11 protein-coding genes are annotated in these 14994 nt (G+C 68.1%); 9 read left to right on the top strand and 2 right to left on the bottom strand.

The annotated features are described in order from the left end of the window. The first annotated feature begins 150 nt into the window (after positions 1 to 150). The 6 genes from AC1Q7H_RS05325 (at position 151) to plsY (ending at position 4661) form a co-directional block, all read left to right on the top strand. Entirely contained in the window at positions 151 to 822 is a 672-nt protein-coding gene (locus tag AC1Q7H_RS05325) for a chalcone isomerase family protein (RefSeq protein ID WP_228772607.1), read from the top strand. 103 nt (positions 823 to 925) lie between these two features. Beyond that, complete coding sequence (locus AC1Q7H_RS05320) at positions 926 to 1894, top strand: tripartite tricarboxylate transporter substrate binding protein BugE (RefSeq protein WP_013955671.1); 969 nt, start codon at positions 926 to 928, stop codon at positions 1892 to 1894. Between the two features lie 106 nt (positions 1895 to 2000). After that, positions 2001 to 2480: a methylated-DNA--[protein]-cysteine S-methyltransferase gene (locus tag AC1Q7H_RS05315; RefSeq protein ID WP_013955670.1), complete on the top strand. Its 480-nt coding sequence runs from the start codon at positions 2001 to 2003 to the stop codon at positions 2478 to 2480. After that, positions 2477 to 3415: a site-specific tyrosine recombinase XerD gene (xerD, locus tag AC1Q7H_RS05310; protein WP_492381019.1), complete on the top strand. Its 939-nt coding sequence runs from the start codon at positions 2477 to 2479 to the stop codon at positions 3413 to 3415. Before AC1Q7H_RS05315 ends, xerD begins: the two co-directional genes overlap by 4 nt. A gap of 23 nt (positions 3416 to 3438) precedes the next feature. Next, positions 3439 to 3930, top strand: coding sequence for an aminoacyl-tRNA deacylase (locus tag AC1Q7H_RS05305; RefSeq protein ID WP_153955656.1), 492 nt, complete (start codon positions 3439 to 3441; stop codon positions 3928 to 3930). A 122-nt stretch (positions 3931 to 4052) separates the two neighbouring features. Further along, the gene (plsY, locus tag AC1Q7H_RS05300; RefSeq protein ID WP_013955667.1) at positions 4053 to 4661 is read left to right on the top strand and encodes a glycerol-3-phosphate 1-O-acyltransferase PlsY; all 609 of its coding nucleotides are present in this window, start codon (positions 4053 to 4055) and stop codon (positions 4659 to 4661) included. 28 nt (positions 4662 to 4689) lie between these two features. Here the strand turns inward: plsY and AC1Q7H_RS05295 are convergent, their stop codons facing one another. Further along, on the bottom strand, positions 4690 to 5961 hold the full coding sequence (locus AC1Q7H_RS05295; RefSeq protein ID WP_013955666.1) for an ATP-binding protein: 1272 nt from the start codon (positions 5959 to 5961) through the stop codon (positions 4690 to 4692). Between the two features lie 52 nt (positions 5962 to 6013). Then, complete coding sequence (locus tag AC1Q7H_RS05290; RefSeq protein WP_013955665.1) at positions 6014 to 6757, bottom strand: response regulator; 744 nt, start codon at positions 6755 to 6757, stop codon at positions 6014 to 6016. Between the two features lie 339 nt (positions 6758 to 7096). Here AC1Q7H_RS05290 and AC1Q7H_RS05285 point away from each other — a divergent pair, with 339 nt between their 5' ends. Genes AC1Q7H_RS05285 through AC1Q7H_RS05275 form a run of 3 tightly spaced genes read left to right on the top strand, consistent with a single transcriptional unit; the run spans position 7097 to position 14982 of the window. After that, positions 7097 to 8548 (top strand): MdtA/MuxA family multidrug efflux RND transporter periplasmic adaptor subunit, encoded by a 1452-nt coding sequence (locus tag AC1Q7H_RS05285; RefSeq protein WP_153955654.1) that lies wholly within the window; start codon positions 7097 to 7099, stop codon positions 8546 to 8548. Positions 8549 to 8557: 9 nt separating this feature from the next. Next, positions 8558 to 11680, top strand: coding sequence for an MdtB/MuxB family multidrug efflux RND transporter permease subunit (locus AC1Q7H_RS05280; protein ID WP_211980753.1), 3123 nt, complete (start codon positions 8558 to 8560; stop codon positions 11678 to 11680). Between the two features lie 2 nt (positions 11681 to 11682). Further along, positions 11683 to 14982 (top strand): efflux RND transporter permease subunit, encoded by a 3300-nt coding sequence (locus tag AC1Q7H_RS05275; protein WP_211980752.1) that lies wholly within the window; start codon positions 11683 to 11685, stop codon positions 14980 to 14982. Positions 14983 to 14994: the final 12 nt, after the last annotated feature.

Raw genomic sequence — 14994 nt, 5'->3', positions numbered from 1 at the left:
GCTGCCCTGCGGGCCGTCGCGCGGGATTGCAGCGGCGGCGGCGGGGGTGGATAACGGCAAAAAACCGGAATGTGCAGACTAGGGCAGATACGGATAGGTATTTTTCCAGATTTAGGCCAGCATGGCATGCCAAGTTGTACGCCTGCCGCCATGTTGTCCCGCACCCGGTCCGCGCCGCCGCGCCCGGACACCCACCTCCGAGCCCCCTTCCGCCCTGGTCTGCACCCGGGCCGCTGCCTGCGCCTGGCCGCCGTGCTGGTGGCGCTGTGCGCCGCCACGGCCGCGGGCGCCGTGCCCATGCCGGCGCGCTCGGTGGAGATCGAAGGGATACGTTTTGACGATGCGGCACGCGTGGGCGGCAAGGAACTGCAGCTCAACGGCACCGCCCTGCGCGCGGGCTTCCTGGCCAAGGGCTACGTGGCCGCCCTGTACCTGCAGGAGAGGGCCCGCAACGCGGCCCTGGTGCTGGGCACGCCCGGCACCAAGCGGCTGCAGTTGCGCATGCTGCGCGAGGCCGAACCGCCGGCCCTCATGCGCGCCATCCGCCAGGGCATCCGCAACAACCACAGCGAGCAGCAGATGCAGGAACTGGCCACGCGGCTGGTACAGTTCGAGCGCACCCTGGGCGAGGTCGGCACCGCGCACAAGGGCGACGTGATCAACCTGGATTTTTCCCCGCAGACGGGGACCGTCGTCGCCATCAACGGCACACCTCGCGGCCGGCCGATCCCTGGCGAAGACTTCTACCAGGCCGTGCTGCGGGTCTTCCTGGGCGAGCGCCCGGTCGACGCCGAGGTCAAGCGCGGGCTGCTGGGCGGCTGACACAATTACGCTGCCGGCGCACGGCCCCACCTGTGGCACTGCGACGGTTTTTTTGCTTCCGGGCGGCATCCTGCCCGGATTTCCTGACGGGAGACATGATCTCATGCAAGCTGGCAAACTCGCACTGACCCTGGCCCTGGCCGCCGCCGCCACCGCGGCGCAGGCGCAGAGCTACCCCACCAAGCCGATCCGACTGATCATTCCGTTCGCACCCGGCGGCACTACCGACATCGTCGGCCGCGGCGCCGCGGACCAGATGAGCCGCATCCTGGGCCAGCCCGTAGTGGTGGAGAACCGCGCCGGCGGGGGTGGTTCGATCGGTGCCGACGCGATCGCCAAGGCCGCGCCGGACGGCTACACCATCGGCATCTCCACGGTCTCGACCATGGCCGTGAACCCGGCCTGCAACCCCAAGCTGTCGTACGACCCGATCAAGGACTTCAAGCCCATCACCAACCTGGCCAACGTGGCCAACGTGATCGCCGTGAACCCGAACTTCCCGGCCAAGGACTACAAGGAGTTCCTGGCCGTGCTGAAGGCCAACCCGGGCAAGTATTCGTACGCCTCGTCGGGCACCTGCGGCTTCGGCCACATGCTGGGCGAGCAGTTCAAGGTCTCGACCAAGACCTTCATGGTCCATATCCCGTACCGCGGCGCGGGCCCGGCGCTGAACGACGTGCTGGCCGGCCAGGTGCCGATCATGGTCGACAACCTGCCCTCTTCGATCCCCTACATCAAGGCCGGCAAGCTGCGCCCGATCGTGGTGGCCTGGAACAAGCGCCTGGAATCCATGCCCAACGTGCCGACCTTCGGCGAAATGGGCCTGAAGGAGCCGAACGACCCGGCCTGGTACGGCCTGGTGGCACCGGCCGGCACGCCTGACGACGTCATCAAGAAGCTCAACGAAGCCGCCGTCAAGGCCCTGCAGGACAAAGACTTCCAGCAGCGCCTGCGCACTGCCGGCGCCGAGCCGTCGGGCAACACGCCGGCGCAGCATGCGGCCGAGATCAAGAAGGAATTCGACAAGATGAAGAATCTTGTGAAGGTGCAGAACATCAAGCTGGAGCAATGATCCGGCTGGTGTGACGCCACCCGCAAAGGGCCGCCGCGAGGCGGCCCTTTATTCTTGCCCGCGCCAAAAAGCACTAAAATCCAGCATTCGCCCCAGCCTGACCGCCATGCCCGCCACCTATGACGCCATCCTCACCGCCCCCTTCGGCAAGATCGGGGTGCGCACGGACGGCGCGCGCATCCGGGCCATCGTGTACCTTCCCGAGCACGTCGAGACGCGCGCCCCGGCGGACGCGCTGACGCAACAGCTCGCGCAGCAGCTGGAGGCCTACTACGCCAATCCCGACGCCGCCTTCGACCTGCCGCTAGCCCCGGCCGGCAGCGACTTCCAGCAGCGCGTGTGGCAGGCCATCAGCGCAGTGCCGCGCGGCGCGGTGACCACCTATGGCACCATCGCCGAGGCCATCGGCGCGATGCCGCGCGCCGTGGGCCAGGCCTGCGGGCAGAACCCTTTCCCGATCGTGATCCCCTGCCATCGCGTGGTCTCGGCGCGCGGCATCGGCGGCTTCTCGCACCATGCCGAAGACGGCTTCTACCTCGACGTCAAACGCTGGCTGCTGCGCCATGAGGGCGCCATGCTGATATGAGCGGCGCCGCCCAGCCACCTGACATCGCCACCGCGCCCAGCGACGCCGACGTGGCACTGGTCAGCCGCTTCTGCGACGCGCTATGGCTGGAAGACGGCCTCTCGCGCAACACCATCGATGCCTACCGGCGCGACCTGACACTGCTGGCGCGCTGGCTGCAGCATGAGCACCGCGGCGAGTTGCTGGGCGCGGACGACGGCGCGCTGTCGGCCTACTTCAACGCGCGCCACACGCAGACCCGCGCCTCGTCGGCCAACCGGCGCCTGGCGGTGTTCCGCCGCTTCTACCAGTGGGCGCTGCGCGAACACCTGATCGAAGCCGACCCCTGCCTGCTGCTGCGCCCCGCCAAGCAGCCGCCGCGCTACCCCAAGACCCTGACCGAGTCCCAGGTCGACGCGCTGCTCGAAGCGCCCGACACCAACACGCCGCTGGGGCTGCGCGACCGCACCATGCTGGAGCTGATGTACGCCAGCGGGCTGCGCGTGTCGGAGCTCACGCAGATGAAGACCATCGAGATCGGCCTGAACGAAGGCGTGGCGCGCGTGGTCGGCGGCAAGGGCGACAAGGAGCGGCTGGTGCCGTTCGGCCAGCAGGCCGGCGACTGGCTGCGCTGTTACCTGGCCAGTGCGCGCCCCGAGCTGCTGGCCGGGCGCGCCTGCGACGCGCTCTTTGTCACGCAGCGCGGCGAAGGCATGACGCGGCAGGCGTTCTGGCACCTGATCAAGCGCCATGCGCGCGATGCCGGCGTGCACGCGCCGCTGTCGCCGCACACGCTGCGCCACGCCTTTGCCACGCACCTGCTCAACCACGGCGCCGACCTGCGCGTGGTGCAGCTGCTGCTGGGCCACGCCGATATTTCCACCACCCAGATCTATACGCACGTCGCCCGCGAACGCTTGCGCGAGCTGCACCAGCAGCACCATCCGCGCGGCTGAGCAAGCGGGCAGCGACCACTGTCATGAGCAAGACCAGGCACGTATCAGAAACCCCCGCCACGCAGTACCTGCGCAAGCATGGCGTCGCCTTCGGCGAGCATCCGTATGACTATGTCGAGCACGGCGGCACCGGCGAATCGGCGCGCCAGCTGGGCGTTCCCGAGCACGATGTGATCAAGACCCTGATCATGGAAGACGAGCGCGCGCAGCCGCTGGTGGTGCTGATGCACGGCGACTGCTCGGTCTCGACCAAGAACCTGGCGCGCCAGGCCGGCCGCAAGAGCGTGCAGCCGTGCAAGCCCGAGGTGGCGCAGCGCCACAGCGGCTACATGGTGGGCGGCACCTCGCCCTTCGGGACGCGCAAGCGCATGCCGGTCTACGTGGAAGCGACCGTGCTGGAGCTGGCGCGCATCTATATCAACGGCGGGCGCCGCGGCTACCTGGTCAGCCTGGACCCGACGCTGCTGGCCACGCTGGTGGACGCCCAGCCGGTGCAATGCGCACTGCCTGACTGAGCACATGACCGGGCGCCCCCGCGCAAACCGAGGGACGCTTCGATGCCAATCCGGGAAGTCACGGACGTAGCGAGGCCCCTGCCGCGCTACAATCGCGCCAGCCTGAAAACACCCCACTACACATGGCCAATCTGCTTTTCGCCCTTGCCGCCTACCTGATCGGCTCCGTTTCCTTCGCTGTAGTCGTCAGCAAGCTGATGGGATTGCCGGACCCGCACTCCTATGGCTCCGGCAATCCCGGCGCCACCAACGTGCTGCGCACCGGCAACAAGAAGGCCGCCATCCTGACGCTGATCGGCGATGCCCTGAAGGGCTGGCTGGCGGTATGGCTGGCCGCGCGCTTCGGGCCGGCCTACGGGCTGAACGAAACCGGACTGGCCATGGTGGCGCTGGCAGTCTTCCTGGGACACCTGTTCCCGGTGTACCACCGCTTTGCCGGCGGCAAGGGCGTGGCCACTGCGGCCGGGATCCTGCTGGCCATCGACCCGATCCTGGGCCTGGGCACGCTGGCCACGTGGCTGGTCATCGCGTTCTTCTTCCGCTACTCGTCGCTGGCGGCGCTGGTGGCGGCGATCTTCGCGCCGTTCTTCCATGTGCTGATGAACGGCGTGGATGTGATGACGGGGGCGATCTTCGTGATCAGCGTGCTGCTGATTGCGCGGCACCGGCAGAATATTGCGAAGCTGCTGGCCGGCAAGGAAAGCCGGATCGGCGAGAAGAAGAAGGTCTGAAAACAGCCTGGGCAGCCCTGACGCCGGCTCAGGCCTCGGCTGCCCCAAACAGCATCTCCACCCGGAACCCGCCGCCGTCGGCATTCACCAGGTTCAGCTTCCCGCCCGCCTGCCGCACCAGCCGGTCCACGATCGCCAGCCCCAGCCCGGAATGCGCATTGCCGCCCCGAGCCGGGTCCAGCCGCACAAAGGGCAGCGTAGCGCGATCCTTGTCATCCTCGGGAATGCCGGCGCCCTGGTCCTCCACCACCAGCAGGTAACCCTCCGGCGTGCGCGCGGTCGCAATGCACACCGGCGGCTTGCCATAGGCGTAGGCGTTGTCGACCAGGTTGCCGACGATGCGGTCCAGCTGCGTGGCGATCATGCGGAAGCCCTCGCCCGCGCCCAGCGACAGCACCACCTGGCGCTCCTGCTCGGCCAGCGACGCGGCCAGCTCATTGACGCGCCGGTCCACCGGCACCGGCCGCGCGGTCGACTCGCTGGTCTGCGCGAAGCTCAGGAACTGTTCGACGATGGCCGACATGGACTCCACGTCGCGCGTCACCCCCGCGGCGGCCTTGGGATCGGCCAGCATCTCGGCGCGCAGGCGCAGCCGCGCCAGCGGTGTCTTCAGGTCATGCGCGATGCCGGCCAGCATGGTGTTGCGCTCCTGGTCGATGCGCGCCAGGTCGGCCACCATGCGGTTGAAACGCTCGATCAGCTGGCGCAGCTCATGCGGGCCGCGCTCGCGCAGCGGCGGCACGGCGTGCTGGCGCGACAGCAGCTCTGCCGCATTGGCCATGTCGCGCACCGGCCGCTGAATCTGCCAGGCGATCAGCACGGCAAAGATGATGGCCACGCCCACCACCAGCATCACGCCCGGCACCAGCCGGTTGTCGGGCGGCGGATTGTGGACCCACAGGATCGGCATGGCGATCCAGCGGGCGCGGCTGGGCAGCTTGATCCAGATGCGCGGCGTGGTTTCGTCCTCCAGCCGGATCTCGGTGCCCTGCGGCAGCCTGCCGATGAACTGCTCGACCAGCCGGCGCGAGCGCCCGCCCTTGGGCACGGTGGCATGCTCTTCGGCGTCGGCCGTGTTGGCCGTCTCCACCAGGCTGGGCAGCTTCGCCGGCGGACGCGCGTCGAGCGCGCGCTCGATGCTGTCGAGCTGGAACAGCATCTGCTCGACGGAATAGTCCACCTGCTGCTGGCGGCGGTCCATGCGCAGGATGGCCAGCCATGAGAAATGGCTGATCACAAGCACGGCGGCGATCAGCAGCGCAATGCGGCCGAACAGGGTGTCGATACGTCGCAACTTCATCGCAAAGCAGGATCTGGTGGCAAGCGGCGCCAGGGGGCGGGCGCCGCGGCCATTATTCGGGGAGCCCCGCGGACATCTCTTCCGCTTCGTCGGGCACGAAGGTATAGCCGCGTCCGCGCACCGTCTGGATATAGCGCGGGCGCTGCGCGTCTTCATCGAGCAGCCGGCGCAGGCGCCAGATCTGCACGTCGATGCCGCGGTCGCTAATGCCGCTGGCGCTGCCGTACATCAGTTCGACGATGCGCTCGCGCGACAGCACTTCGAGCGGATGCATCAGCAGCAGCTTGAGCAGCGCAAACTCGGTATCGCTGATCGACAGCGTCTGGCCGGCACGGGTCAGCGTGCGCTGGCGGAAATTGACGCGGAACGGGCCGAAGGCGACCGATTCGCGGTCTTCGGGCGCCGCCGCCGGGCGCGCCAGCTTGCGCCGCAGTACGGCATTGATGCGCGCCAGCAGTTCGCGCGGCGAAAACGGCTTGCCAAGGTAGTCGTCGGCGCCGATCTCAAGCCCGACGATGCGGTCGATCTCGTCGCTGCGGGCCGTGAGCAGGATCACCGGGATATCGTCGTTCTTGGCGCGCAGGTTGCGCAGCGCGGTCAGGCCGTCGACCTTGGGCATCATCAGGTCCAGCACGATCAGCGCGGGGCGCTCGCGCTCCAGGCGCGCCTGCAGGCCGTCGCCGTCATGCATCACCGAGACGGCAAAACCCTGCTGGGTCAGGTACTCGCGCAGCAGGTCGCGAAGTTCGGGATCGTCGTCGACGACGAGGATCTGGGTAGGCTGGTTCGTTCGCATAGGCACATGATAGTCAGCCCCGGCGCCACACATGCCGGTTTGGCCGGGCGGTTTTGTTTCCGGAGGTTACACCCGGGGCGCTGGTAATCCGCTGTAATAAAAGCGCCGGGCGCCGAAATACGGGCGTCCGGGCCCGCACATTATCCTTGCGGCATGACGTGCCACCGGCGCCGCCGCATTGCGCGCCACACGGCACTTGCCGGCCTGCCGGCCACCCCGCGGCGTGCCCTCCCACGCGGCAGGCCGGCGCCCGTGGCGTTGCGGCATACTGCTGCATCGTCACTTGCCAGACCGAACATTGCCGGCGCGCCGCGCGCGCCGCCCCCAGGATTTGCGTACATGTCCAACCCCGAACAAGGCCAGCCTACCCCCACCCCGACCCCGTCTTCGCGTCCGCCCGAGGGCACTCCGCCGCGGCGCACCGGCCGGCGCCGGCTGACCGCCGGCGTGCTGGTGCTGCTGCTCGTGGGGGGCGCCTGGTACTGGTATGCCCATCGCGGCCAGGCGCCGCAGGAGGCGACCGGGGCGGCAGGCGCGCAGCGGGGTGCCAGCGGCCCGGGCGCGCGGGGTGGCGCCGGTGGCCCCGGCATGCCGCGCTCGCCCGTGGTGGTCGCCACCGTGGCCAAGCGCGATATGGACGTGGTGCTCAATGGCCTGGGCAATGTGACCCCGGTGTCCAACGTCACCGTGCGCGCGCAGGTGTCCGGCCCGCTGCTCAAGGTGCTGTTCAAGGAAGGCCAGATGGTCAGGGCCGGCGACGTGCTGGCCGAGATCGACCCGCGCCCGTTCCAGGCCGCGCTGGACCAGGCCGTGGGCCAGCTGGCGCGCGACCAGGCGCTGCTGCAGAACGCCAGGCTGGACCAGCAGCGCTACCGCACCCTGCTGGGCCAGGATTCGATCTCCAAGCAGCAGGTCGATACCCAGGACGCGCTGGTGCGCCAGTACGAGGGCGTGGTCAAGACCGACCAGGGCAATGTCGCCAACGCGCGCCTGCAGCTGGGCTACACCAGGATCGTGGCGCCGGTGTCGGGCCGCATCGGCCTGCGCCAGGTCGACCCGGGCAATATCGTCAATACCGGCGACACCAACGGCATCGCGCTGATCACGCAGATCCAGCCGATTGCCGTGATGTACACCATCCCCGAGGACAACCTGCCCTCGGTGCTGAAGAAGCTCAACGCCGGCGAAAAGCTGCCGGTGCAGGCCTGGGACCGCCAGGTGCGCAACCAGCTGGGCGAAGGCACGCTGCTGACCACCGACAACCAGATCGACACCACCACCGGCACGGTCAAGCTCAAGGCGGTCTTCCCCAATGAAGACGGCATGCTGTTCCCCAACCAGTTCGTCAACGTGCGCACGCGCGTCGATACCCTCAGGGACGCCACCGTGATCCCGGTGGCCGCAATCCAGCGCGGCCAGCAGGGCACCTTTGTCTACACCGTGGACGAGGCCAGCAAGGTCAAGGTGCAGGTGGTCACGCTCGGCCCGGGCGACGGCAGCCGCAACGCCGTGCTCAAGGGCCTGGAGCCCGGCCAGCGCGTGGTGGTGGACGGCGCCGACCGCCTCAAGGAAGGCATGACGGTGGAGGCCGTCGATCCGGCCGCGCGCGCCGCCGCGGTGGTGCCGGCCAGCCAGCCGCGCGGGCGCGGCCGACGCAACCGGGACGGCGGCGGTGCCAGCGGCGCGCACGCCGACGCCAGCGGGGCCGCAGCCTCCGGCGCGGCCGGCGAACATCGCCGCCACCGCGACGCCGGCGCCAGCGCCCCGCCCGCCAGCGGCGCGCAGCAGTAAGGACACCGCATGAACCCCTCACGCCTCTTCATCGAGCGCCCGGTCGCCACGGCGCTGCTGATGCTGGCCATCCTGCTGTCCGGGCTGGTGGCGTACCGGCTGCTGCCGCTGTCGGCGCTGCCCGAGGTCGACTACCCGACCATCCAGGTCACCACGCTTTACCCCGGTGCCAGCCCCGACGTGATGACCTCGTCGGTAACAGCGCCACTGGAGCGCCAGTTCGGCCAGATGCCGGGCCTGAAGCAGATGTCGTCGTCCTCGTCGGGCGGCGCCTCGGTGATCACGCTGCAGTTCGAGCTGACGCTGCCGCTGGACGTGGCCGAGCAGGAGGTGCAGGCCGCCATCAACGCCGGCAGCAACCTGCTGCCATCCGACCTGCCGATGCCGCCGGTCTACAGCAAGGTCAACCCGGCCGACGCGCCGATCATGACCATCGCCATGACCTCGGACACCATGCCGCTGCCCAAGCTGCAGGACATGGTCGACACGCGCGTGGCGCAGAAAATCTCGCAGATCCAGGGCGTGGGCCTGGTCACCATCAGCGGCGGTCAGCGCCCCGCGGTGCGCATCCAGGCCAACCCGACCGCGCTGGCCTCGCTGGGCATGTCGATCGACGACCTGCGCACCGCCATCGGCGCCTCCAACGTGAACGGCGCCAAGGGCAGCTTCGATGGCCCGGCACGCGCCTCCACCATCGATGCCAACGACCAGCTGCGCTCGGCCGACGAATATCGCCAGATCATCCTGGGCTACAAGAACGGCGCGCCGATCCGCATCACCGACGTGGCCGAGATCGTCGACGGCCCCGAGAACAGCCGCCTGGCGGCCTGGGCCAATGACAAGCCCGCGATCGTGCTGAACATCCAGCGCCAGCCGGGCGCCAACGTGATCGAAGTGGTGGACCGCATCAAGGCGCTGCTGCCGCAGCTGCAGAACGCGCTGCCGGCCTCGGTCCACGTGCAGCTACTGACCGACCGCACCACCACCATCCGCGCCTCGGTCGAGGATGTGCAGTTCGAGCTGCTGCTGGCGATCGCGCTGGTGGTGCTGGTGATCTTCCTGTTCCTGCGCAATATACCGGCGACCATCATCCCGGGCGTGGCGGTGCCGCTGTCGCTGGTGGGCACCTTCGGCGTGATGTACCTGGCCGGGTTCTCGATCAACAACCTGACGCTGATGGCACTGACCATCGCCACCGGCTTCGTGGTCGACGATGCGATCGTGATGATCGAGAACATCATGCGCTACATCGAGAAAGGCGATTCGCCGATGGCGGCGGCGCTCAAGGGTTCCAAGCAGATTGGCTTCACCATCATCTCGCTGACCTTCTCGCTGGTGGCAGTGCTGATCCCGCTGCTGTTCATGGGCGATGTGGTGGGGCGCCTGTTCCGCGAGTTCGCGATCACGCTGGCAGTGTCGATCCTGATCTCGGCGGTGGTATCGCTGACGCTCACGCCGATGATGTGCGCGCGCCTGCTGCACCACGTGCCGGAAGAGAAGCTGTCGCGCTTTCACCGCGCCAGCGGCCGCTTCTTCGACAACGTGATCGACCGCTACGGCCGCGCGCTGGAGTGGGTGCTGGACCGCCAGAAGGCCACGCTGGTGGTGGCCGTGGCCACGCTGGTGCTGACCGTGCTGCTGTACCTGCTGGTACCCAAGGGCTTCTTCCCGGTGCAGGACACCGGCGTTATCCAGGGTATTACGGAAGCCGCCCAGACCACCTCGTTCGACGCCATGGCGCGCCGGCAGCAGGCCGTGGCCAAGGTGGTGATGCAGGACCCGGCCGTGGCAAGCCTGTCGTCGTTTATCGGCGTGGACGGCACCAACACCACGCTCAACGCCGGGCGCATGCTGATCAACCTCAAGCCCAAGGGTGAACGCGATCCGATCGAGGTGGTCACACAGCGGCTGCAGCAGGCGGTGCATGACCTCGGCGGCGTGTCGCTGTTCACGCAGCCGGTGCAGGACCTGACCATCGAGGACAAGGTCTCGCGCACGCAGTACCAGTTCACCGTGGAGGATCCGGATCCCGAGACGCTGGCAACATGGGTGCCAAAACTGGTGGAACGCCTGCGCCAGGAACCCGAGCTGCGCGATGTCACCAGCGACCAGCAGAACAACGGCCTGCGCGCCTATGTCGATATCGACCGCGACGCCGCGGCGCGCTTCGGCATCACCACCGCGGTGATCGACAGCGCGCTGTACAGCGCCTTCGGCCAGCGGCTGGTGTCGACCATCTTCACGCAGGCGAGCCAGTACCGCGTGGTGCTGGAGACCATGCCGGAATTCCGCAAGAACCCGCAGTCGCTGGCCGACCTGCGCCTGCCCTCCTCTTCCGGCGGGCAAGTGCCGCTCGGCTCGTTTGCGCGCATCACGGAGCGCACCGGCCCGCTGGTGGTCAACCACCAGGGCCAGTTCCCGGCGGCGACGATCTCGTTCAACCTCGCGCACGGCGAATCGCTGGGCGCCGCGGTCGACAAGATCACCAAGGTGGAACACGAACTGGGCCTGCCGATCTCGATGCAGACCAGCTTCCAGGGCGCCGCGCTGGCCTTCCGCGCGTCGCTGTCGAACACGCTGTGGCTGATCCTGGCCGCGGTGGTGACGATGTATATTGTGCTGGGCGTGCTGTATGAAAGCACCATCCACCCGGTCACCATCCTGTCGACACTGCCGTCTGCCGGCGTGGGCGCGCTGCTGGCGCTGCTGGTGGCGGGCCAGGACCTGGGCATCATCGCGATCATCGGCATCATCCTGCTGATCGGCATCGTCAAGAAGAACGCGATCATGATGATCGACTTCGCGCTCGAGGCTGAGCGCGAGGGCGGCATGAAACCGCGCGACGCGATCTTCCAGGCCTGCCTGCTGCGCTTCCGCCCGATCCTGATGACCACCATGGCGGCCCTGCTGGCGGCGCTACCGCTGATGCTGGGCTCGGGCATCGGCAGCGAGCTGCGCCGGCCGCTGGGCGTGACCATGGTGGGCGGCCTGCTGGTCAGCCAGGTGCTGACGCTGTTCACCACGCCGGTGATCTACCTGGCCTTCGACCGCATCGCCACGCGCGTGAAGGGTTGGCGCAAGCGGCGCTTCGGCGATCCGGAGGAAGGCGGTACCGGCGAGGAGCCGGTGTAACGATGAATCTCTCGGCTGCCTTCATCCACCGCCCCGTCGCGACCGCGCTGCTGACGCTCGGCATCCTGCTGGCGGGACTGGCCGCGCTGCGGCTGCTGCCGGTGTCGCCGCTGCCGCAGGTGGATTTCCCGACCATCTCGGTATCGGCGTCGCTGCCGGGTGCGAGCCCGGAAACGATGGCCGCCACCGTGGCCACGCCGCTCGAGCGCGCGCTCGGCACCATCGCCGGCGTGACCGAGATCACGTCGAGCAGCTCGCTCGGCTCTACCCGGGTGACGCTGCAGTTCGACCTGTCGCGCAATATCGACGGCGCCGCGCGCGACGTGCAGGCGGCGATCAACGCCTCGCGCGCGACGCTGCCGACCAGCCTGCCCAACAACCCGACCTACCGCAAGGTCAACCCGGCCGACGCGCCGATCATGATCATCGCGCTGACCTCGCCGACCATGACGCGCGGGCAGCTGTACGACGCGGCCTCGACCATCCTGGCGCAGAAGCTGTCGCAGGTCGATGGCGTGGGCCAGGTCACCATCGGCGGGGCCTCGCTGCCGGCGGTGCGGGTGGAGCTGAACCCGACTGCGCTGAACCACTACGGCATCTCGCTGGAGGACGTGCGCAACACCATCAGCGCTACCAATGCCAACCGGCCGCTGGGCACGCTGGAGAACGCCGCCAACAACTGGCAGGTCTATGCCAACGACCAGGCGATGAAGGCGGAAGACTACATGCCGCTGATCATCCGCTATGCCACGCCAGGAACCTTCTCGTCGACGTCGGCGGGCGCGCTGATTGCCAGCACGGCCAACGCCGCCGCCAGCGGCGGCGTCAGCACCAAGGTGGTCAACGGCGTCACCGTGACCACGCTGACCACCAGCAGCGGCACCACCACCATCACCAGCGGCGCCACCGGCGGCACCAGTGCCACCAGCGGCCCCAACTCGTTCGCGGTGCCGGTGCGGCTGCACGACGTGGCCAATGTGGTCGACTCGGTGCAGGACATCCGCAATGCCGGCTCGGCCAACGGCAAGCCGTCGGTGCTGCTGGTGCTGAACCGCTCGCCCGGCGCCAACATCATCGAGACCGTCGACCGCGTCAACGAGATGCTGCCGAACCTGCAGAAGATGATCCCGGCGGCAATCTCGATGGACGTGATGATGGACCGCACGCCCACCATCCGCGCCTCGCTGCGCGAGGTCGAGCACACGCTGATGATCTCGGTGGCGCTGGTGATCATGGTGGTGTTCGTGTTCCTGCGCAATGTGCGCGCCACCTTGATCCCCAGCGTGGCGGTGCCGGTGTCGCTGATCGGCACGTTCTCGGTGATGTACCTGGCCGGGTTCTCGCTGAACAACCTGTCGCTGATGGCGCTGACGATTGCCACCGGCTTTGTGGTCGACGATGCCATCGTGGTGCTGGAAAACATCTCGCGCCATATCGAGGAAGGCATGAAGCCGCTCGCCGCCGCGCTGCGCGGTGCGCGCGAAGTGGGCTTCACGGTGCTGTCGATGAGCCTGTCGCTGATCGCGGTATTCATCCCGCTGCTGATGATGGGCGGCATTGTCGGCCGCCTGTTCCAGGAGTTCGCGATCACGCTGTCAGTGGCGATCCTGGTATCGCTGGTGGTGTCGCTGACCACCACGCCGATGATGTGCGCGCGCCTGCTGCGCCCGCCCGAGCCGGAGAAGCAGAGCCGCTTCTTCCGCGCCACCGAGCGCATGTTCCAGTGGCTGCACGACGGCTATGCGCGCTCGCTGTCCACGGCGCTGCGCTTCAGCCCGCTGGTGTGGCTGGTGCTGATCGCCACCATCGCGCTGAACGTGTACCTGTACGTGATCGTGCCCAAGGGCTTCTTCCCGCAGCAGGACACCGGCCGGCTGATCGGCTTTATCCGCGCCGACCAGGCCACCTCGTTCCAGGCCATGCGCGGCAAGCTCGACAACTTCATCACCATCGTGCGGTCGGATCCGGCGGTGGAGAACGTGACCGGCTTTACCGGCGGCTCGCAGCGCAATACCGGGCAGATGTTCGTCACGCTCAAGCCGCTGTCGGAGCGCAAGGAATCGGCCGACGCGATTATCGCGAGGCTGCGCGGCAAGCTGGCCAAGGAGCCAGGCGCGAGCCTGTTCCTGCAGTCGGTGCAGGACATCCGCATCGGCGGGCGGCAGAGCAGTTCGCAATACCAGTTCACGCTGCAGTCAGACGACCTGGAGGTGCTGCGCGCGTGGGAGCCCAAGGTGCGCGCCGCGTTGTCGAACTTGAAGGGGCTGGAGGATATCGACACCGATACCAACGACAAGGGCCTGCAGACCTCGGTGATCATCGACCGCGACGCGGCCTCGCGCCTGGGCGTGACCGCGCAGCAGGTGGATGCGGTGCTCAACGATGCCTTCGGCCAGCGGCTGGTGTCCACCATCTACCATCCGCTGAACCAGTACCGCGTGGTGATGGAGCTGAGCCAGGAGTACCTGCAGGGGCCGGATGCGCTCAAGGACATCTACGTGGTCACCGGCAACGGCAACCGCGTGCCGCTGGCGGCCTTCGCGCGCGTGACCCCGACCAGCACGCCGCTGGGCGTGAACCACCAGGGCCAGTTCGCGGCCTCGACGATCTCGTTCAACCTGGCCGAGGCCATGTCGCTGTCGCAGGCGACCGACGCGATCACGCGCGAGATGGCGCGCATCGGCGTGCCGGAGACGCTGCGCGCCAACTTCCAGGGCGGCGCCAAGGCGTTCCAGGACTCGCTCAAGAGCCAGCCGATCCTGATCCTGGCGGCGCTGATCACGATCTATATCGTGCTGGGCGTGCTGTATGAAAGCTACGTGCACCCGCTGACGATCCTGTCGACGCTGCCCTCGGCGGGCGTGGGCGCGCTGCTGGCGTTGCTGGCATCGAAGACCGACTTCAGCATCATCGCGCTGATCGGCGTGATCCTGCTGATCGGTATCGTCAAGAAGAACGCGATCATGATGATCGACTTTGCCATCGATGCCGAACGACGCGAGGGGCTGTCGCCGCGCGACGCGATCTACCGCGCCTGCCTGCTGCGTTTCCGCCCGATCCTGATGACCACCATGGCCGCGCTGCTGGGCGCGGTGCCGCTGGCGATCGGCCGCGGCGACGGCGCCGAGCTGCGCGCGCCGCTGGGCATCTCTATTGTCGGCGGGCTGGTGGTAAGCCAGCTGCTGACGCTGTACACCACGCCGGTGGTCTACCTGACGCTGGACCGCTGGCGCCTGAAGGTCAAGGCCTGGCGCCAGCGCCGCCGTGGTACTGGCACGCCGGACCAGCCGGCCACCGTCTAGATTTGCGAAGAC

It is taken from the genome of Cupriavidus sp. GW823-FHT06D04, assembly GCF_058795055.1.
This window is presented reverse-complemented; position numbering and strand designations above follow the sequence as displayed.